Source organism: Rhizobium sp. CB3171 (assembly GCF_029714265.1).
Classification (GTDB): Bacteria; Pseudomonadota; Alphaproteobacteria; order Rhizobiales; family Rhizobiaceae; genus Rhizobium.
In genome coordinates, this window is record NZ_CP121652.1 from 2,059,107 (window position 1) to 2,079,135 (window position 20,029).

At 59.3% G+C, this 20,029-nt stretch carries 20 protein-coding genes; 11 read left to right on the forward strand and 9 right to left on the reverse strand.

What is annotated here, in order from left to right:
* The first annotated feature begins 6 nt into the window (after positions 1-6).
* The 3 genes from QA648_RS10105 to QA648_RS10115 all read left to right on the forward strand — a co-directional run bounded on the left by QA648_RS10105 (position 7) and on the right by QA648_RS10115 (position 2,011).
* The gene (locus QA648_RS10105) at positions 7-738 is read left to right on the forward strand and encodes a transporter substrate-binding domain-containing protein (RefSeq protein ID WP_283046640.1); all 732 of its coding nucleotides are present in this window, start codon (positions 7-9) and stop codon (positions 736-738) included.
* 75 nt (positions 739-813) lie between these two features.
* Positions 814-1,530 carry an aminoacyl-tRNA hydrolase gene (gene pth, locus QA648_RS10110; protein ID WP_283046642.1) on the forward strand — a complete coding sequence of 239 codons (717 nt, stop codon included), beginning with the start codon at positions 814-816 and terminating at the stop codon, positions 1,528-1,530.
* Between the two features lies 1 nt (position 1,531).
* Positions 1,532-2,011 carry a GNAT family N-acetyltransferase gene (locus tag QA648_RS10115; RefSeq protein ID WP_283046644.1) on the forward strand — a complete coding sequence of 160 codons (480 nt, stop codon included), beginning with the start codon at positions 1,532-1,534 and terminating at the stop codon, positions 2,009-2,011.
* Between the two features lie 17 nt (positions 2,012-2,028).
* On the opposite strand, the gene clpS is transcribed toward QA648_RS10115, so the two are convergent.
* Positions 2,029-2,340, reverse strand: coding sequence for an ATP-dependent Clp protease adapter ClpS (gene clpS, locus QA648_RS10120; protein WP_104823745.1), 312 nt, complete (start codon positions 2,338-2,340; stop codon positions 2,029-2,031).
* 293 nt (positions 2,341-2,633) lie between these two features.
* Here clpS and ychF point away from each other — a divergent pair, with 293 nt between their 5' ends.
* Positions 2,634-3,737, forward strand: a complete 1,104-nt coding sequence (gene ychF, locus QA648_RS10125; RefSeq protein ID WP_283046646.1) for a redox-regulated ATPase YchF — start codon at positions 2,634-2,636, stop codon at positions 3,735-3,737.
* A 21-nt stretch (positions 3,738-3,758) separates the two neighbouring features.
* On the opposite strand, the gene QA648_RS10130 is transcribed toward ychF, so the two are convergent.
* Positions 3,759-4,883 (reverse strand): hypothetical protein, encoded by a 1,125-nt coding sequence (locus QA648_RS10130; RefSeq protein WP_283046648.1) that lies wholly within the window; start codon positions 4,881-4,883, stop codon positions 3,759-3,761.
* 179 nt (positions 4,884-5,062) lie between these two features.
* Here QA648_RS10130 and QA648_RS10135 point away from each other — a divergent pair, with 179 nt between their 5' ends.
* Both QA648_RS10135 and QA648_RS10140 read left to right on the forward strand, forming a co-directional pair.
* Positions 5,063-5,527, forward strand: a complete 465-nt coding sequence (locus tag QA648_RS10135) for a MaoC family dehydratase (protein ID WP_283046650.1) — start codon at positions 5,063-5,065, stop codon at positions 5,525-5,527.
* On the forward strand, positions 5,524-5,991 hold the full coding sequence (locus QA648_RS10140; RefSeq protein WP_283046652.1) for a MaoC family dehydratase: 468 nt from the start codon (positions 5,524-5,526) through the stop codon (positions 5,989-5,991). Before QA648_RS10135 ends, QA648_RS10140 begins: the two co-directional genes overlap by 4 nt.
* Before the next feature lie 40 nt (positions 5,992-6,031).
* On the opposite strand, the gene QA648_RS10145 is transcribed toward QA648_RS10140, so the two are convergent.
* From QA648_RS10145 to petA, 4 genes are all read right to left on the reverse strand, one after another.
* Positions 6,032-6,574: an adenine phosphoribosyltransferase gene (locus tag QA648_RS10145; RefSeq protein ID WP_104823749.1), complete on the reverse strand. Its 543-nt coding sequence runs from the start codon at positions 6,572-6,574 to the stop codon at positions 6,032-6,034.
* Positions 6,575-6,694: 120 nt separating this feature from the next.
* Positions 6,695-7,561 carry a cytochrome c1 gene (locus QA648_RS10150; protein WP_104823750.1) on the reverse strand — a complete coding sequence of 289 codons (867 nt, stop codon included), beginning with the start codon at positions 7,559-7,561 and terminating at the stop codon, positions 6,695-6,697.
* 25 nt (positions 7,562-7,586) lie between these two features.
* The gene (locus QA648_RS10155; protein WP_104823751.1) at positions 7,587-8,861 is read right to left on the reverse strand and encodes a cytochrome b N-terminal domain-containing protein; all 1,275 of its coding nucleotides are present in this window, start codon (positions 8,859-8,861) and stop codon (positions 7,587-7,589) included.
* A 14-nt stretch (positions 8,862-8,875) separates the two neighbouring features.
* Positions 8,876-9,454 (reverse strand): ubiquinol-cytochrome c reductase iron-sulfur subunit, encoded by a 579-nt coding sequence (petA, locus tag QA648_RS10160; protein ID WP_104823752.1) that lies wholly within the window; start codon positions 9,452-9,454, stop codon positions 8,876-8,878.
* 469 nt (positions 9,455-9,923) lie between these two features.
* Here petA and QA648_RS10165 point away from each other — a divergent pair, with 469 nt between their 5' ends.
* Complete coding sequence (locus tag QA648_RS10165; protein ID WP_283046655.1) at positions 9,924-10,871, forward strand: endonuclease/exonuclease/phosphatase family protein; 948 nt, start codon at positions 9,924-9,926, stop codon at positions 10,869-10,871.
* A 57-nt stretch (positions 10,872-10,928) separates the two neighbouring features.
* On the opposite strand, the gene QA648_RS10170 is transcribed toward QA648_RS10165, so the two are convergent.
* Positions 10,929-12,791, reverse strand: a complete 1,863-nt coding sequence (locus QA648_RS10170) for an ABC transporter ATP-binding protein (RefSeq protein ID WP_283046657.1) — start codon at positions 12,789-12,791, stop codon at positions 10,929-10,931.
* Positions 12,792-13,245: 454 nt separating this feature from the next.
* On the reverse strand, positions 13,246-15,099 hold the full coding sequence (locus QA648_RS10175) for an ABC transporter ATP-binding protein (protein WP_283046659.1): 1,854 nt from the start codon (positions 15,097-15,099) through the stop codon (positions 13,246-13,248).
* A 396-nt stretch (positions 15,100-15,495) separates the two neighbouring features.
* Between QA648_RS10175 and QA648_RS10180 the strand changes: the two genes are divergently transcribed.
* From QA648_RS10180 to QA648_RS10195, 4 genes are all read left to right on the forward strand, one after another.
* Positions 15,496-15,957: a tRNA (cytidine(34)-2'-O)-methyltransferase gene (locus tag QA648_RS10180; protein WP_283051292.1), complete on the forward strand. Its 462-nt coding sequence runs from the start codon at positions 15,496-15,498 to the stop codon at positions 15,955-15,957.
* 116 nt (positions 15,958-16,073) lie between these two features.
* On the forward strand, positions 16,074-17,240 hold the full coding sequence (locus QA648_RS10185; protein ID WP_283046661.1) for a hypothetical protein: 1,167 nt from the start codon (positions 16,074-16,076) through the stop codon (positions 17,238-17,240).
* A 212-nt stretch (positions 17,241-17,452) separates the two neighbouring features.
* Positions 17,453-19,096: a Na/Pi cotransporter family protein gene (locus QA648_RS10190; protein WP_260303071.1), complete on the forward strand. Its 1,644-nt coding sequence runs from the start codon at positions 17,453-17,455 to the stop codon at positions 19,094-19,096.
* Positions 19,097-19,254: 158 nt separating this feature from the next.
* The gene (locus QA648_RS10195) at positions 19,255-19,665 is read left to right on the forward strand and encodes a VOC family protein (protein ID WP_283046664.1); all 411 of its coding nucleotides are present in this window, start codon (positions 19,255-19,257) and stop codon (positions 19,663-19,665) included.
* Positions 19,666-19,667: 2 nt separating this feature from the next.
* Here QA648_RS10195 and QA648_RS10200 read toward each other — a convergent pair whose 3' ends face one another.
* Positions 19,668-19,925, reverse strand: coding sequence for a hypothetical protein (locus QA648_RS10200; protein WP_104823759.1), 258 nt, complete (start codon positions 19,923-19,925; stop codon positions 19,668-19,670).
* Between the last annotated feature and the right edge of the window lie 104 nt (positions 19,926-20,029).

Here is a 20,029-nt window from a genome sequence, read left to right on the forward strand (position 1 = left end):
AACTACATGCGAAAACTGCTGCTCCTGGTATTTTTCAGCCTGTCCTCCCTCAGCGGCCTCCACGCGGCCCAAGCCGAAACCGTCAATTTCACCACCGAGGAATATCCGCCTTTCAACTATCGCGAAGGCAAGACTCCAATGGGCGCGGCCGTCGAGCAGGTGGAGAAGATAATGACCGACATCGGCATCGACTATTCGATCGATGTGTTGCCCTGGGCGCGCGCCTACAATCAGGCACTGACGGTACCGATGACCTGCGTATTTGTCACCGCTCACAATGACGCGCGCGACAAGCTGTTCAAATGGGTTCAGCCATTGCTGATCGATCGCAATGTTCTGATCAAGCATACCGGGTCCCCCGTAACCGCCGACACGCTCGACGAAGCTCGGAACTATCTCGTCGGCACATGGCGGGGCGATTATACCGAGACTGTGTTGCGGCAAGCCAACTTTCCGCGGATCGATGTCGGCGCCGATTTCCGCGCGACGCTGAAAAAGCTTATGAGTGACCGTATCGACCTGATGCCGATCTCCGTCCTCTATTTTGACAAGCTGAAAAAGGAAGGCGACGCGGTCGAACAGGTCACCGTCCTCTCCGAACAGCCGATGGGGATCGCCTGCCAGAAGGATTTCCCGGACGATCTTCTGACGAAGATGCAGGCTGCGCTCGACAAGCTGATCGCCGACGGAACGCAGAAGCAGATATTCCTGAAGTACGGCCTGAACCTCGGCAACTGACGAGGTTGCCGCCTTGACTTTGCCGCCAATTCCCTGTGGTGAAGGGCATCAGCATTTTCCAAGGGGTGAAGCGCAATGCTTCTTATCGCGGGTCTCGGCAATCCCGGCGCCAAATATCAAGGCAACCGTCACAATATCGGCTTCATGGCCGTGGACGCGATCCACCGCCGCCACAGCTTTTCGCCCTGGTCGAAAAAATTCAGGGCGGAAATTGCCGAAGGCGAACTCGGCGGCCAGAAAGTTCTGCTGATCAAGCCGCAGACCTTCATGAACCTTTCCGGCGAATCCGTCGGCGAGGCCATGCGCTTCTACAAGCTGGAGCCTTCCGACCTGGTGGCGATCTACGACGAACTCGATCTGCCGGCCGGCAAGGCGCGGCTGAAGACCGGCGGCGGCCATGGCGGCCATAACGGCATCAAATCGATTGACGCCCATTGCGGCCGAGAATACCGGCGGCTGCGTCTCGGCATCGGTCATCCCGGCGTCAAGGAGCTGGTGCACAATCATGTGCTCGGCGATTTCGCCAAGGCAGACCGGAGCTGGCTCGAGCCTCTATTCGACGCGCTCGCCGACAATGCCGACATGTTGGTGCGCGGCGAAGATTCGCAGCTCATGAACAAGATCACCCTTGCCCTCGGCGGTAAGGCGGAAGAAGAGACGCCGAAGCCGGAAAAGAAGGCCGTGGCCAAATCGCACATCCATCAGGCCCGCAGTCACAACCAGCCACGAATGCCTGAGAGCGGCCCGATGGCCGAGATGCTGAAGAGAATGTTCGGCAAGAAGGACGATTGAAATGGCTGAGGCAGCGGGAGACGGGGCCGCGGGTATTGTCATCCGCCCGGCCACAGCCGGCGACCTGCCGCCGCTGCTAGCTCTCTACCGCCATCTCAACCACGACGATCCCGATATGGATTCCGGATTTGCGGAGGATCGGTTCGCCGCGATCTCTGCCCATCCGGGCATGACAATTTTCGTCGGCTTCGAAGGCGACCTTGCCGTTTCCTCGGTCACGCTGGTCGTCATCCCCAACCTGACGCGTTGCGGCGCGTCCTATGCGTTGATCGAAAACGTCGTCACCCATGCCGATCGTCGCCAACGCGGCCATGCTCGGGCGCTGATCGAAACGGCCGTCGCGACGGCCTGGGAGAAGAATTGCTACAAGGTAATGTTGCTCACGGGCTCCAAGGATCCGGCGACGCTGCGCTTCTACGCCAATTGCGGCTTTTCACAGGACAAGACAGGCTTCCAGATCCGGCGTTCTGCCGCCGGCTGATATATCGCCGCCCGCGCCTATTCTTCCGGTTCGGTGGTGAACATCAATGGGAAGCCGGCGCTTTTCGCCAGATCGATCGCTTCCTGCGCCTTGGTCTCAGCAATATCCCTGGCGCAGACCATGACGACGCAGGTGCCAAGCTTATGCGCGGTCATCATGACGCGATAGCCGGTCTCCTCGCTCATACGGAACACGGCCTTCAGCACCATGATGACGAATTCACGCGGGGTGTAGTCGTCATTGACGAGAATGATCTTATAAAGCTTCGGCCGATCGAGCTTCGGCTTCGTCTTAGTCTTGGGTTTTAGGATGACATCATTGTCACTCATCGGGCTCACCGTTGATGACAGGGAAAAGAAATTTGTGGCTGATGGGCAATTTATACTGCACCGCAACCAAGCATTCAAGGAAAACAACGTTTTCGGAAGGGCGGTCAGATCAATCGACCGTGAACAGCAGCTTCGCCCACACGCAGCAAGCATCGTGCCGCCACCGCAATCGCTGGGCTCCTCTGACCATCCTTCTCTACAGAAAAACAGCGCATACGCCGTGCAAGGCTTGACCCGCAACGGCCCTTCGCCCATACGCACAGCAAAGTTTTTCAAGATATGGACAAGGTGCCATGGGTTTCAAATGCGGTATCGTCGGATTGCCAAATGTCGGCAAGTCCACTCTGTTCAATGCGCTGACCAAGACCGCGGCGGCGCAGGCAGCGAATTATCCCTTCTGCACGATCGAGCCGAACACGGGTGAAGTGGCGGTCCCCGATCCGCGCATGCGCAAGCTTGCCGACATTGCCAAGTCGAAAGAGCTGATCCCAACGCGCATCTCCTTCGTCGACATCGCCGGCCTGGTGCGCGGCGCATCGAAGGGCGAAGGCTTGGGCAACCAGTTCCTCGCCAATATCCGCGAAGTCGACGCCATCGTCCATGTGCTGCGCTGCTTCGAAGACAGCGACATCACCCACGTTGAAGGCCGCATCAATCCGGTCGCCGACGCCGAGACGATCGAGACCGAGCTGATGCTTGCCGACCTCGAGAGCCTGGAGCGCCGCACCGAGCAGACGCGCAAGCGCGCCACCGGCAAGGACAAGGAATCCATGGCGATGCTGCCGATCATGGAAGCCTCGCTCCAACTGCTGAACGAAGGCAAGCCGGTGCGCACCCTGCTGTCGAAGCTCGACGCTGAGGAAACCCGCATCCTCAAGGGCTTGAACCTTCTGACCTCTCACCCGGTCCTCTATGTCTGCAACGTCGCCGAGGCCGACGCCGCAACCGGCAATGAGCATACAGCCGCCGTCGCCGCCATGGCGAAGGAACAGAATTCCGAAGTGGTGATCATTTCCGCCGCCATCGAAGCGGAAGTCGCGCAGTTGCCGGAAGACGAATCCAAGGAATTCCTCTCCGCTCTCGGCCTCGACGAAGCCGGTCTCGACCGGCTGATCCGCGCCGGCTACAAACTGCTGCACCTCATCACCTATTTCACCGTCGGCCCCAAGGAAACGCGCGCCTGGACGATCGAAGTGGGCACCAAGGCTCCACAGGCCGCCGGCGTCATCCATTCTGATTTCGAACGCGGCTTCATCCGTGCCAATACCATCGCCTTTGACGACTACATCGCCTACAACGGCGAAACAGGCGCCAAGGAAGCCGGCAAGGCGCGCGACGAAGGCAAGGAATACGTCGTCCAGGACGGCGACGTCATCCATTTCCGCTTCAACACGTAAGGCATGACGGGATTGCCGGCCTCACCGGAGCGCCGGCAATTTTCCCTGGACCGATGCCGGCAGCAGCCGGACGACAGCGCGGCGCAGATGCGGCCAGCCGACGCCGATCACCAGCACGATCAAGCCGACGATCATCAGCACGATGAAGCTGACCTTGTCGAGCCCGGCATTATTCTGCCGCAGAATGGCGCCGATCGCGACGCCGAGTGACATCAACCCTGCGGTCACGAAAGCACGTCTATCGATGATCAGGCCGATCAGCATCATGACCACCACAATGGCGACGATGGTCAGCGCCTGCACATAGCCGCCATGCTCCATGCCGGCAAAGAAGAACGTGCCGCTATTGCCTGCCTCAAGCTGAAATACCAGCAAGATCGCCGTGTAAAGTAACGCCGGGGCCGTCGCGAGATGCAGCCAGAAAGCCACATCCGAGCGACGCGTCCTGCGGCCGGGATCGCTAAGATCGAAGCGCATTGCCACGGCAAACGCCCCGAGCGCGGCCGCAAACATGATGCCGAACGACGGCAGCGGATAATTCAAGACGACATTCGATACGCCGGCAGCAAGACCGATCAGATAGAAAACGCCGGCGAGCAATAGCGCGAACAGCGAGAAGAGCAGCATCGCCAGCGACAGCGGCACGCGATAGCGCCAATAATACAGCGCAAGCAGCGGCGGGAACGGTAAGGCGATCATGATCCAAGAGGTCATGAGGCTCGGGCTGCCGGCATTTTGCATGCCGAAATACATCACGGTTACCGAGAAGGTCCAATGGATCAACGCGATCGTCAGCACGACGGCGGGCAGTGCCAGACGTTGGCGACGGACCAGGATTTCGGCCAGGATGATGATGGCCGGAAGCGTCGCGTAGTAGCCGGCGAGCCCCCACAAGCCGGAAAGCAGGACGATGATGCCGATGGTGATCAGCACGTCATGAAAGCCGCGGATGAAACGCGGCGCTTCGCTGTCCTCCAGCGGATTGGCAACATCGTCTTCGCGAGGCTGCGAAAGATCATTCCTGACGGCAGCCGCTTTGACGCCGATATTTCGCTCGGCCAGATAAGGCAAAAGCCTGCTGGCCTGATCCGAGGAGATGATCCCCTCGCCGGCGGCGCCTTCCAGCGCGGTCTTGAGATCGCTCATGTCTGTTCCTGCGTGGTGTTGCTGTTGCCAAGCCTCATCACATCGTCGCTGCACAATCAAGGGCTGCGAAGCACACCTTTCGCCGCACCCCTTTTCCTGTCGCGACCATGAAAACGCTTGCGCCATTGCCGTTTCCCATGCGATTGCGCACGAACGGGATGAGGAAGCCGGTGACGGATATGGCAAAACTGACATATGAGGATTTTCAGGCTGGACAAATGTTTCCGCTCGGCCCGAAACAAGTGACGGCCGAAGAGATCGTCGAGTTTGCGCGCGAATTCGATCCGCAACCGATGCATCTCGACGAAGCTGCCGGCCGCGCCAGCATCCTGGGCGGGCTCGCCGCCTCCGGCTGGCACACCTCGGCAATGTTCATGCGCATGATGACCGACAGCTATCTGCTCAACACCGAGGCCGAAGGCGCGCCGGGTATCGACTTCATGGACTGGAAGAAGCCGGTGCTGGCGGGCGATACGCTGTCGGGCCGGTCGATCGTGCTCGAATCCCGCGCCATGCGCTCCCGCCCCGGCATCGGTATCGTCAAATTCCGCCATGAGGTGGAAAATCAGCGTGGCGAGCTGGTTTGCCTCGGCGAAAATGCGACGATGATCCGCATGCGTTTGCCCGCGGAGGCTTCCGCATGAAGATGACGGAGCTTTATCCGATCGGTGCACGCGCCGAGATCGGCAGCCATACGTTCACGGCCGAAAACATCGTCCGTTTCGCCTCGCGCTTCGATCCTCAGATTTTCCACATGGATGCGGAAGCGGCCAAACACACGCTGTTCGGCGGGCTCTGCGCATCCGGTTGGCACACCTGCTCGGTCTGGATGCGCACCTTCGTCGACTATTGGAAAAGCGAAACCGCCCGCCTCCACGCCGAAGGCAGAAAACCGCCGAATCTCGGCCCTTCGCCCGGTATCCAGAAGCTGCAATGGCTTCGCCCGGTCTTTGCCGGCGACACGGTCACCTACGGAGTTACCTTGCTCGCCAGCCGCCCACTGAGCTCACGCCCCGGCTGGACGCTCAACACCATCCTTTGCGACGGAACCAACCAGCACGGCACGGCGGTGTTGCGATTCGAGAGCACCGTGCTGGAGTTCGAATAAACGCCCTCGCCCTCTTTTAGAGGCGAAGGCATGCTGTTCCTCAATGTCCGGCGAATTCCACCAGGGTGTGAACTGGCACATCGAGCGCTTCCAGCTTCTTGCGGCCGCCGAGATCCGGCAGGTCGATGACGAAGCAGGCGGCGACGACCTGGGCGCCGATCTGGCGCAACAATTGGGTGGCGCCGACGGCGGTACCGCCAGTGGCAATGAGGTCGTCGACCAGGATCACCTTCTCGCCGGGATTGACCGCATCGCGGTGCATCTCCATCTCATCGACACCATATTCGAGGCTATAGGCGATGCGCACGATATCGTGCGGCAGCTTGCCCTTCTTGCGGATCGGCACGAAGCCGGCCGACAACTGATGCGCCACCGCGCCGCCCAGAATGAAACCGCGTGCTTCCATGCCGGCGACCTTGTCGATCTTGGTGCCGGCATAGGGATGCACGAGGGCATCCACGGCACGGCGAAACGCCCTGGCATCGCCAAGCATCGTGGTGATGTCACGGAAGATGATGCCGGGTTTCGGATAATCCGGAATGGAGCGGATGCTGGCGGCAAGCTCCGAAGCGATAGTGTTCATGAAATATGTACTCTCAGGCTATGACAGGGCCGGCCCGCACCCTATCAAGACCCGTGCACGATACCAACAAAAAAGGCGGCCTTTGGAGGCCGCCCTTCTCTGATTATACGGCCGCGCCGCTTAGTGGGCGCCGGCCTTGGCGTAGACCGACCGCTTGGTGAGATAGATCAGCACCGAGAAGATCAGCAGGAATACGATAACCATGAAGCCGGTTTGCTTGCGGGCTTCGAGATGCGGTTCCGAAGCCCACATCAGGAACGATGAGACGTCCCTTGCATATTGATCGACCGTCTGCGGCGAGCCATCGTCATAGGTGACCTGGCCGTCGGAGAGCGGCTTCGGCATGGCGAAGGTCGCGGCAGCATCGAAATACGGGTTGTAGTGCGAGTTCTGCGGAACCGTGAAGCCAGCCGGAGGCTCTTCATAACCCGTCAGCAGCGAGTAGATATAATCCGGCCCGCCTTCCTGATACTGCGTGAAGATGTCGAAGATGAACTGCGGGAAACCGCGTTCGACTTCACGCGCCTTTGCAAGCAGCGACATGTCCGGCGGCACCGCGCCATTGTTCGAGGCAGCCGCCGCTTCATCGTTCGGGAACGGCGGCGGGAAGTGGTCGGATGGAACCGCCTTACGGGTAAACATCTCACCCTGGGCGTTCGGACCGTCCTGTACTTCGTAATTGGCCGCGAAGGTTTTGACCTGCGCTTCCGAATAGCCGAGTTCTTCCAGCGTGCGGAAAGGAACCAGCTTCATCGAATGACAGGCGGAGCAGACTTCCGTATAGACCTTCAGGCCGCGCTGAAGCTGCCCCTTGTCGTAGTAGCCGAAGGGACCGGAGAAGGTCCAGTGCTGCTCCCTCGGCTCCTTGAGCGGATAGTGCGGCGTCGCAGCTTCGGCGGCGGGCTTGGTCTCCGCGGCAACAGCGGCAACGGTCGCGAAGCCACCGATGAGGGCGATCGACAGAAGGCCGGCAACAAGCTTTTTCATTGTTCTCTTCCTCTATCGTCGCCGGTTATGCTTCAACCGGAGCGGCTGTTTTGCCGTTCTGCTTTTCAAGAACCGCTTCCGTAATCGAATTCGGAATGCGTCTCGGTGTTTCCACCAGGCCGAGGACCGGCATGGCGACGAGGAAGAACAGGAAGTAGAACAGCGTCGCGAACTGCGCAGCCGTCGTGTAGATGCCTTCCGCCGGCTGCGAGCCGAGCCAGCCGAGCAGGATGGCATCAGCGATGAACAGCCAGAAGAACAGCTTGTACCAAGGACGATAGACCGCCGAGCGAATCTTGGAGGTATCGAGCCAAGGCAGAAAGAACAGCACGATGATCGCGCCGAACATCGTCAGAACGCCGCCCAGCTTGGAGTCGATCGGGCCGATGTTGAAGGTGATCGAACGCAGCATCGCGTAGAACGGCAGGAAGTACCACTCCGGAACGATGTGGGCCGGCGTCTTCAGCGGATTGGCCGGAATGTAGTTGTCGGCATGGCCGAGGAAATTCGGCAGATAGAAGACGAAATAGGCGAACACCAGCAGGAAGATAGACACGCCGAGCGCATCCTTCAGCGTCGCATAGGGTGTGAAGGCCACGGTGTCGGTCTTCGACTTGACTTCGACGCCGGTCGGGTTCGTCTGGCCGGTCACATGCAGCGCCCAAATGTGCAGGACAACCACGCCCGCGATCATGAACGGCAGCAGGTAGTGCAGCGAGAAGAAGCGGTTGAGCGTCGGATCATCAACGGCGAAGCCGCCGAGCAGGAAGGTCTGGATCCAGTCGCCGACCCAGGGAAAGGCCGAGAAGAAGCCGGTGATAACGGTCGCGCCCCAGAAGGACATCTGACCCCAGGGCAGAACGTAGCCCATGAAAGCCGTCGCCATCATCAGGAGATAGATGATCACGCCGAGGATCCAGAGGATTTCGCGAGGCGCCTTATAGGAACCGTAGTAAAGGCCGCGGGCTATGTGGAGATAGACCGCCACGAAGAAGAAGGACGCGCCGTTGGCATGCATGTAGCGCAGCAGCCAGCCATGATTGACGTCGCGAACGATCTTTTCGACCGAATTGAAGGCGATTGTCGTATCCGCCGCATAGTGCATGGCAAGAACGACGCCGGTCAGGATTTGCAGAACGAGCATGACGGCCAGCATGGCGCCGAACGTGTAGGCATAGTTCAGATTGCGCGGGACCGGATAGGCGATGAAACTGTCATAGACCATACGCGGCAGCGGCAGCCGCGCGTCGACCCATTTTTCGAGCCCCGTTGATGGCTCGTAAGACGAATGACCACTCATGATTCAGCTCCCCCTCAACCGACCTTGATCTTTTTTTCTGCGGTAAACGCATATACCGGAATAGCGAGGTTCTGCGGCGCGGGCCCATGGCGGATGCGACCAGCGGTATCATAGACCGAACCATGGCAGGGACAGAACCAACCGCCGTATTCCCCCGCCTGACCGAGCGGTATGCAGCCGAGATGCGTGCAGACGCCGATCATGACAAGCCAGTTTTCCTTCCCATCACCGGCCGAACGCGCGACATCGGTCGCCTGCGCATCCGCCGGCAAATTGGCATTGCGGGCGTTCGGATCCTTCAGATCGGAGATCTGCGCACCCTTCGCGTCATCGATTTCCTTCTGCGTGCGGTTGCGGATGAAAACCGGCTTACCACGCCATTTCACGGTCATCGACATGCCGGGCTCCAGGCTCGAGACATCGACTTCGATAGAAGCAAGAGCGAGCGCCGAGGCATCCGGCCGCATCTGGTCGATAAACGGCCAGGCAACGGCGACTGCGCCCACTGCGCCGGCCATGCCCGTCGTCAGATAAAGGAAATCTCGGCGAGTAGGCTCGCCCGTAGTTTCATTCGTCGTAATGTGCTCGCTCAAGGCTGGACCATCCTCATCCGCAAAACCCGCAGCTTGACGCCGCGGTACCCCCTCACTGCCGGCGAATCAACGCGACCATAATTCCGCCATAGATTCCTCCGTAACCCGCCGCGTTCTAAGCTTGATCGCAAATTATGTCCAGTCTTGGCAAGGGGTGCGGGCACAATGTCGCGGGAAAACTGCGCTATTTGGCCGTGAGTGCCGCTCTTTAAATCCGCGCCGTTAATCAAACGGACGTAAGCACATGAAATTCCGCGAGATTCGCACAATAGATTTTCGCATCGCATAGCGGAATAAACATCGACTCCAATGCTGCAGCGCAACACAATCAACCTCATGCTGACCGCCGATCTATACTAAGCTTTGCTTCCTACTCCTTAAATCCGAATGGATTTAAGGAGCGACTTATGCGCCTTTATGCTGCGCCGCCGCTCTATGAGCCATTGGAGATATGGCTGAGGACATGACCATGAGACACACGATCTACTGCGTTCTATGCGTCCTTGCTACACTGGCACTGGCCATCCTTGCGGCGCGTTATGTTACCGATGTATGGCTGCTCGCCTTTTTCGAAAGCCTTCAGACCCATATCAGCCTTTTCGGCATCGGGCTCGCCCTCCTCGCCCTCCTCTTCAAGCGGCATTGGTATGCGGTTTTCCTGGTGGCGGTTGGTGTCGGGCTTGCGGTTCATTCGGTGGTGATGCTGCGCGAATTTGCTGCCTCCCCTCCGCTCAACCCGCCGGCAGCGGCCGATGCGAGCAAGAGCTTCACCCTGCTCTCCTTCAACATCGAAGACAGCAATTTCGAAAACGGCGCGCGGATTGCGGACCTCATTGTCAATTCAAAGGCCGATGTCGTGGAGATTTTCGAGGCAGGCCCGATCCAATCGGAGATGAAGCGAATAACCGCCGTCTATCCCAACCGCATCGGCTGCGGCATCATGACGAGCGATTGCGATTCCCTGCTGCTATCGAAGCGCCCATTCCAGACGCAGGTCATGCACAGCCTCGGCAGCCTTTGGGACAATCGCTTCGTTCTCGCGACCATCGACATGGATGGTCAGCCGGTTAACTTTGTCTCAGCCCATCTCAGCAAACCCTATTTCGACGAGTTTCATGGAATAGAGTTAGATATACTCGGCCCGATCCTGAAAGATATTCAAGGGCCGTTGATCGTCGCCGGCGATTTCAACGCTTCGGTCATTGCGCCCGATATGCGAGGCTTCTTGAACGACACCGGTCTGCGTCACACCTTTCCAGAACCCGCCACCTGGCCGATCATGGCCGGCGCCTATGGCATTTCCATCGACCATGTCTTCGCGCGCGCGCCGCTGCGGCTGAAATCCGTGCAGCAGATAACGGACGCCATGGGATCGAACCATTTTGGTTTGATGACGGAGTTCAGCGTTTCAAAATAGCTCTTTGATTTTGCGCAAGTTTATCCGGAGAGCTGCCCGACATTTTTTGGTGACAGCCTACTCGGCCTCGGCTGCTATGAAGCCGCCCGACTGGCGCGCCCAGAGTTCGGAATAGAGGCCGCCGCGGGCAATCAGCTCGTCATGGGTACCCTCTTCGATGATCCTGCCTTTGTCGACGACGATCAGCCGGTCGAGCTTGGCAATGGTGGACAGGCGATGCGCGATCGCAAGCACCGTCTTGCCTTCCATCAATGCTTCCAGATTGGACTGCAGCGCGGCCTCGACCTCGGAATCCAGCGCCGAGGTCGCCTCATCCAACACCAGGATCGGCGCGTCCTTCAGCATGACGCGGGCAATCGCGATACGCTGGCGCTGGCCGCCTGACAATTTGACGCCGCGCTCACCGACATGGGCGGCATAGCCCGTGCGGCCCTTCTGGTCCTCCAGCGTCGCGATGAACGTATCCGCCTCCGCCCGTCGGGTCGCCTGCGCCATCTGTTCCTCGCTCGCCTCCGGACGACCAAAGAGGATATTGTCGCGGATGGAACGATTGAGCAGCGCGGTATCCTGCGTCACCATGCCAATCTCGCCGCGCAGCGATTCCTGCCGGACCGCGGCGATATCCTGTCCATCGATCAGGATGCGTCCGCCTTCGAGATCGTAGAAGCGCAGCAGCAGATTGACGAGTGTCGTCTTGCCAGCACCGGAGCGACCAACGATGCCGACTTTCTCGCCGGCACGAACGGTCAATGAAAAATTGTCTATGACGCCACTGCCGCGACCGTAGTGGAAGGTCACGTGCTCGAAGCGAATTTCCGGATGGACGATCTGCAGATCCCTTGCGCCCGGCCGATCGACGAGGCCGATCGGCTCCGAGACCATCTCGGCGGAATTCTGGATCGTGCCGAGATTGCGCATGATCGCATTGAACTGCGCCATCATGCGGCCGAAGAGCATGTTGAGCCGCAATACCATGCTGAGCGTGAAGGCGACGCCGCCGGTGGAAATTTCGCCCGCAAGCCAGAGATGGATGGCAAGCGCCGCGATCGTCGTGATCATCACGCCCGACAGGAGGGCCAGCGACGAGCGCACGCCGGTCAGAAGCCGCGTGAACGGCATGACGGCGGCCTGGAAGCGATCGAAGCCGTTGCGGATATAGTCGTCGTTCTGCTCTTCGCGGCCGAAGAGCTTCAACGTCTGGATATTGGCATAGGCATCGACCATGCGGCCATTCAGCATCGAGGACGCCTCGGCAGCGTTGCGCGCATGACGCCGGATGCGCGGCACGAAATAGCGGGCAAGCAGCGAAAAGATGCAGATCCAGACCGCGATCACTAGCGCCAGGCGCCAATCGAGCCCACCGACCAGCGCTATGGTCGAGGCGGCATAGATGATGATGAACCAGACCACCTGCAGCAGCGACACGACGAGATCGCCGGTCGATTGCCCCGCCGACCAGACCTTGGTGACGATACGGCCGGAAAAATCATTCTGGAAGAAACTCACCGACTGGCGCGCGACATGCACATAGGCCTGCCAGCGCACGAGATTGAGGAAGCCGGGTACGACGACCTGCTCCTCGACCAGCGCCCCGAGGCTGACCACCACGAAGCGGACGACCAGCACGACGAAAACCATGCCAAGCAGCGCGCCGCCATGGCCGGAAAGCAACCCTGCCCAGCCCGCTCCCGGCTGCACCTTGTCTAGGATATCGACCAGATGCCCTACGAACCAGAACAGCGCCGCCTCCAGCACCGCCACTGCACCACCGAGCGCCGCCATCGCCAGAAACGGCCCCTTCGCCTGACCGACATAGTACCAGATGAAAGCCCAAAGCGACCGCGGCGGACGCAGGTCGCCAGTGCGGTAATAGGGATCAATCCAGGTTTCGAACAGGCGATAGACGGAACGGATCAGCATCCCAGCGATATAGGTGGTTTCGCCTGGGGTGCAAAGGAAAGTAGGCGTGATGGAATCTTATATTTTTGTCATGTTTGACGTAGGGAAAGCGCTACGATTCACGGCGCCCTGTCGTCGACATCCAGAATGCTTTGCAAGTCACGCCGCCCATGCAAGACGCGTACGACGACGAGGGTTTCACCTCGGACAAGGTAATAAACGCGAATTGTCTCGAAACCCAATACTGTACGTGATCTCAGACCATCGATATCCGGGTTGTCGAAATGGCGAGGCGATCCAGTCAATGGCGATTGTGCAGCAACTGATAAGCATTCGCGGACAGCTGGATGAGGCCATCACATCTCTTAATTGTTCTCAATAGATAAGAAACAACAAAGATCACCCGAGGCAGTTCCACATAACGACGCGAACTACCCGAAACAAAAAGGGCGAGCCCGAAGCCCGCCCCTCTTTTTCATTCCGCCGCCGCCTCGGCCTCTTCGTGGTCCGCCAGGAACCCACCGGACTGCCGGCTCCAGAGGTCAGCATAGATACCGCCGTGCTGAACCAGATCGTGATGGGTGCCCGTCTCGATAATGCGGCCCTTGTCGAGGACGATGAGGCGGTCCATCTCGGTCAATGTCGACAGACGGTGGGCGATGGCGATCACCGTCTTGCCCTGCATCAGCGCGAAGAGGTTTTCCTGGATCGCCGCTTCCACTTCGGAATCGAGCGCCGAGGTCGCTTCGTCCAACACCAGGATCGGCGCGTCCTTCAGGAAGACGCGGGCAATCGCGATGCGCTGCCGCTGGCCGCCGGAGAGCTTGACGCCGCGCTCACCGACCTGAGCGTCGAGCCCCTTGCGACCCTGCATATCCGTCAGCCCTTCGATGAACTCCCAGGCATTGGCGCGCTTGGCCGCCTCGATCACCTCCGCATCGGTCGCCTCCGGTTGACCATAGGCGATGTTGTCGCGGATCGAGCGGTGCAGCAGCGACGTATCCTGCGTCACCACGCCGATCAGCGAACGTAGGCTGTCCTGGCTCACCTTGGCGATATCCTGGCCATCGATGGTGATGCGCCCGCTTTCGAGATCGTAGAAACGCAACAGCAGGTTCATCAGCGTCGTCTTGCCGGCGCCGGAGCGGCCGACGAGACCCACCTTCTCACCGGCATGGATATCGAAGGTCAGGTTTTCGATGACACCATTGGCCTTGCCGTAGTGGAAGCGGACATGATCGAAATGGATCGCGCCCTGCTTGGCCGTGATCGCGGGTGCGGCCGGCACGTCGACGATGTCATGCGGCTTCGTCAGCATCTCGATGCCGTCATAGATCGTGCCGATGTTCTCGAACAGTGCCGAGACTTCCCACATGATCCATTGCGACATGCCGTTGACGCGCATCGCAAGCCCGATGGCGATGGCGATCGCGCCGATCGAGATCGAGCCGCTCAGCCAGAACCAGATCGACAGCGCCGAAATGACGAACAAGGCCACGCAGTTGTTGACGTAGACCGCGATGTAGAACAGCGTCACCTTGCGCATCTGCCCGTAGACGGTCTGCAGGAATTCGCTCATGCCGGCCTTGGCATAGCCTTCTTCGCGGCCTGCATGCGAAAACAGCTTCACCGTCGCGATGTTCGTATAGCTGTCGACCACCCGCCCCGTCATCGTCGAGCGCGCATCCGCCTGGGCGGCTGCGATCTTGCGCAGTCGCGGCACGAAATAGCTGACGATGCCGATATAGATCAGGAGCCATGCGAGGATCGGCAGCATCAGCCGCCAATCCGCCGCAGCGATGACCAGGATCATCGACAGGAAATAGGTGACGACATAGACGAAGACATCGAGGATCTTCATCACCGCTTCGCGCACGGCAAGCGAGGTCTGCATCACTTTGGTGGCGACGCGGCCGGCGAACTCGTTGGCGAAGAAGGTCATGCTGTGGCGCAGCAGGAAGCGATGCATCTGCCAGCGGGCAATCATCGGATAGTTTCCGAGCAGCACCTGATGCATGATGATGGAATCGAGCACCGCCGCGAGCGGCAGACCGACCAGCACCATCGCGCCCATCCAGAAGAGCTTATGCCACTCCGTCTGCAGGAATGTCGCCTTGTCCGCATGCGACAGCCAGTCGACGATATCGCCCAGGAATTGGAACAAAGCCACTTCCCCGATCGCGATCAGCATGGTGAGAATGGCCATGGCGATGAGCCAGGGCGCGGCCGGCTTGGTATAATGCCAGCAGAAGGCAAAGAGACCCCGCGGCGGAACGTGCGGCACTTCGCTCGGAAAAGGGTTTAGTCGCTGCTCGAACCAGCCAAACATGAAATGCTCCAAAGACTCAGGCCCTTCGGCCACCGCTTCCGCGTCTAAAGGGATCGCGGACTGATATGGTGGCCGGGTGATGAAAGAACGAGGCCATATCGGCCGCGCAATGAATCAAAAAAGGGGAAACTTGCAAAAACGCGCTTTAAAGCGCCCGCATCATGGCCGCGCGGCCACGGCTCGGAGGCGCATCATCACAAACAAAATATTCATCTGAGCCTCCTATGTCGCAAGTTGTAGAGCGGTTCTCTTTTACCGTGCATTAATCGCTTTGGAAAGCGAAATGTGCCTGGAAACGCGCCTGAAATCTTCAATTCTGCTGATGAAGACATCACAGAAATAAGGGATTCGACAAAAGGCGAAGACAACGCCCGGCAATTTCGTTAGTTGCAGATTATGACTTCGCTGCGCATCGCCCTCTACCAGCCCGACATTCCCGGCAACACCGGCACGATCCTTCGACTCGCCGCTTGCCTCGGCCTTGGCGTCGATATCATCGAGCCAGCCGGTTTCGACATATCGGATCGCAATCTCAAGCGCGCCGGCATGGATTACCTCGCCACCGTCACGCTGACGCGACATGTCAATTGGGAACGTTTCGAGGATTGGCGGGCGGAAAGCAGGCGGCGTCTGGTGCTCGCCTCCACCAAGGCGGGCGAACGCTATACGGATTTCACCTTTCGGGCAGACGACATCCTGCTCTTCGGCCGCGAGAGCGCCGGTGTGCCCGATCATGTGCACGAAAAGGCCGATGGTCGCATCCTGATCCCGATGGTCGCTGGACAGCGCTCCATCAATGTCGCCATGTCTGCAGCGATGATTTCGGGCGAGGCACTGCGGCAGACAAACTGGTCATAAATGTCGCGGCAAATCTGAACGCTGCAGTGGCCAATTGCCGTTGGCACGTCGGGTAAAGTGTGAGAAGCTTTCTCCTGGAAGTGCTTTACCTAACGGCAGCTCTGGCGAGGTGACCCATGTTCCAGACGGCATTCACCCTCACCCTTACTCAATTCGCGCGCACTCTCAGTCTCCCTGAACGGCTGCAGCGCTCGCCGCTACGCAATCTCACTCTGGAAGCCTTGCGCCAGCGCAACACTGCGCTCGATGCCCTGTTTTATGACGTCAAGGTCATCACCCCGGAAGAGGCCTTCTACATCAGCGGTTCGCTTGCAGCCGAAGGCTCGATCATGATCGTGCCGCCGAGCGGCGGTGCTGCGATAACTCTCTGCGAAACGCTTGAGGAGTTCGCACTTCGGGGCGGCACCCACGCCCAAGCGCTGGCCGTCGCGGGCATTGGCGGCTCCGCCCTTGGTGCTGCTGCCTTCGCCCGCAATGTCGCCGACGCCATCGGCGCGCCGGTCGCCATCGTCGTTTCAGGATATGGTCTGGCTGACATCGTCACAGAGGCATTTGGCGGCCATTTCTTCTTTGGCCATCTGAGAGGCCTGCGGCCCGTCTTCGAAATGCTGGACGATTTTGCCGGACGACCCAAATTCGGGGTCACCGACAAGAATGACGACGAAGCGGCTTCGCGCTCCAGCCTCGACACAAGAACTGTGCGAGCGCTTCTTGCCGATCCTCGCTTCTCCTTCCGCCTCCTGGCCGGCCACTCGAAAGGCAATCTGGTCATTTCGGCCGCCCTTCACGATCTCTGCAAGCAGGATGAGGCCAGGGCCGCGACATTGGCGAAGATATTGAAGATCGTCACCATCGGCGCCCGCATCGCCATGCCGCCGATCTTTTCCGACGTCGTCGATATCATCGGCGAATGGGACTGGTTCGGCGAGATGAACTCCAGGCCATTCATTCCGGCCGATCAGCGCATTCCGCATGCCTGGCACCACACCAACACGGACTTGGCCGGCCATTTGCCTGTCACCACAGTGCTCAAAGAGATTTTGGCCACGACCGCGATTTCGGAAGAGGCTCAAGCGGCGCCGGCCCTACATGTCGTGGCCGAGCGGGAGGCATCGAATGCCTCGACAACGGAAACCGCCGTCCCGCAGTCCTCGGAGCGCCCGGCGCGTCGCCCCGCAACGATCAAGAAGGTGAAAGAAGCCTTCTCTGAAAGAACGTTGCCTGACATCCCGCCGAGGCAAGCCGACCGATCCGGTGAAATGCAGCCGCCGAAGCCGCATTAAAATCAGGCGCCCCGCAAATATTGTCAGATATGTCGTTCGCAGTGTTGAACCGCGAGCCACCGGAGACATATAATCATTAGCCGGCGAGCAAAATTGCTGCTGCTCACCAGTCGTTCCCAAGCACTGAAATTCATGCCTTTTCAGTAGCTTCCGTCCGACTTCCGACGATCATTGAAAACATGACGGCATGAGAAAGACATTAAAAAGGCGAAATGGAATCCACCGTCGTGATGATCAATTTGTTCGGGGCCGTTGCTTTGCTGCTGTTCGGCCTCGCACAGGTGAAGGATGGTGTTTCACGCGCCTTTGGCGCCAAGCTCAGAACCGGCCTTGCCAGCAGCACGCGCGGCGGGCTTCGTTCCTTCACCGCCGGCTTCGTGGCAACGGTCGCGCTGCAGAGCTCGACCGCAACGGCGCTGATGATTGCCTCTTTCGTTGAGCGCGAACTCGTCTTGCCGAGCATGGCGCAGATCGTGCTGCTCGGCGCCAATGTCGGTACCGCGGTGACGGCCTGGATCGTCGCGACCGGCATCGAATGGCTATCGCCGCTGATCATTCTCATCGGCATCGTGCTTTATCGCCGCTCGTCCACCACCAAACAGGGCGCGGGTGCGGCACTGATCGGCATCGGCTTGATGCTTCTGTCGCTGCAATTGCTGAGCCTCGCCACGGCACCGATGCGGCAATCGCCGGCGCTTGGCGCCTTTATCGGCCTGCTGGACGGCGCTCTGCCCGTGGCATTGATCTTTTCGGCCGTGCTCGCCTTCCTCTCGTCGTCTAGTCTTGCCGTGGTCGTGCTGATCCTGTCTCTCGCTTCGACCGGCATTCTCTCCCCAGCCCTGACCGTCGCGCTCGTACTCGGCGCCAATCTCGGCGGCGCGGTTCCACCGGTCATTGCTACCCTCTCCGGCCCCGCCACTGCGCGGCGGGTGACGCTCGGCAATCTGATCGTGCGCACCATCGGCTGCCTCATCGTCTTGCCCTTTGCTGGCTATATCGGCGCGTGGATGCAGGCCCTGCATTTTTCGCCTGCCAAGCTACCGGTCGACATTCACCTGCTCTTCAACATCGCCCTCGCGATCTGCGCCTGGCCTTTCTCGTCCTTCTTGTCGAAGATGATGCGGCGGATTGTGGCCGACGATCCGCGAGCCGACGACGGCCCGAAATTTCTCGATCAGCACGCCCTGAACACGCCGGTCATCGCGCTCGCCAGCGCAACGCGCGAGGTTCTGGGTGTCGGCGACCTCATCGAGCGCATGCTGATCCGGACGGAAAACGCGCTCAACAACAACGATCTTGCTCCGCTGAAGGAAATCGCGGTTCTGGAGAAGCGCGTCGACCGGATCCAGCAAGAGGTAAAGATCTACCTCTCCAAGCTCGGGCGCGAGGGATTGGACGACGAAAACGGCCGCCGCTCGATCGTCATTATCGACTATGCCATCAACCTCGAACATATCGGCGACATCATCGAGAAGGGTCTCGCCGAACAGGTTGCCAAGAAGATTGGCAAGGGCCTGACCTTCTCTGGCGATGGCTATCAGGAGCTGCAGAGCCTCCTCAACCTGACGATCGATAACCTGCGTATCGCCCAGACGATCTTCGTCACCCGCGATTTCAACCTCGCCCGCCAGCTCATGGAGGTGAAGGTCGACGTCCGCCGGCTGGAGAAACAATCCTCCGAGCGGCATCTCGAACGCCTGCGCGACGGCCGCGTTGACAGCCTGCAGACCAGCTCGCTGCATCTCGACATGCTGCGCGACCTGAAGCGCATCAATGCCCACATCGTCTCGGTAGCGCATCCGATCCTGGATGAGAGCGGGCTGCTGATCGAGAGCCGGTTGCGAAATACGCAGTAGCCGGTTGCGGCGAACGCGAAGATCGAAAACGGAAGAAAAATCCGTCCCTTATGCTTTGATTTCGTTCAACAATACAGAAAATTTCTCGTCATTGCATTATCGCCACTTTAGAAGCCTATGCTGTAGAACATTCGCAAATGACACATGGAGGAAACGTCATGCGTCTGGATGCCTATCTGATCTTTGACGGCGATTGCCGGCAAGCTCTCGAATTCTACCATCGATGCCTTGGCGGCGAGCTCACCGTCATGGACTACAGCCATCCGAATGTGGCGAGCCAAACGCCGGAGCACTGGCGCGATAAAGTCATGCATGCGCGGCTGACGGTCGGCGACGCTGTCTTGATGGCTTCGGACGGCAGGCCAGGTGAAACCGGCAGGAAATACGGTTTCTCGGTCTCCGTTCAAATCGACAGGCCGGAAGAAGCGGAGAAGCTGTTTGCGGCTTTGCAGGAGGGCGGCACGGTTACCATGCCGATCGATGAAACCTTCTGGGCGGAGCGTTTCGGCATGCTGGTCGACAAGTTCGGCGTGCCGTGGATGATCAATTGCCAGCGTTCGACTGCCTGATATCAATCGGCTGACGGGAGGCGCCGCATGGTGAATTCGATGCGATCGCCTTCCACCTGCCGCCAGCTTTCGACTTCGGTCCAATAGGCGGCTTTCGGAAATTCATCGAACCACTCGCGGGCCTTGGCCCGCGCTTCCGGGCGACTGAGACAAAAAGTCTCGCGGACAAAATCACCTTTTCCGCCGGTAGGCTTTTCCTGCCGATAACGTGAAATCCTGCGTCTCAACCCGTCAAGGGGCGGCGGTCCGGGTATTTTCATCGTGAAACCTCGCCTTTGAGAGGGAAGATAATACCGCATTTGGCAATTTGCGAGTCGATTCTCCGGCGAGCCCAGCGCGCTGGTGACGATGCGATGATGCTGAT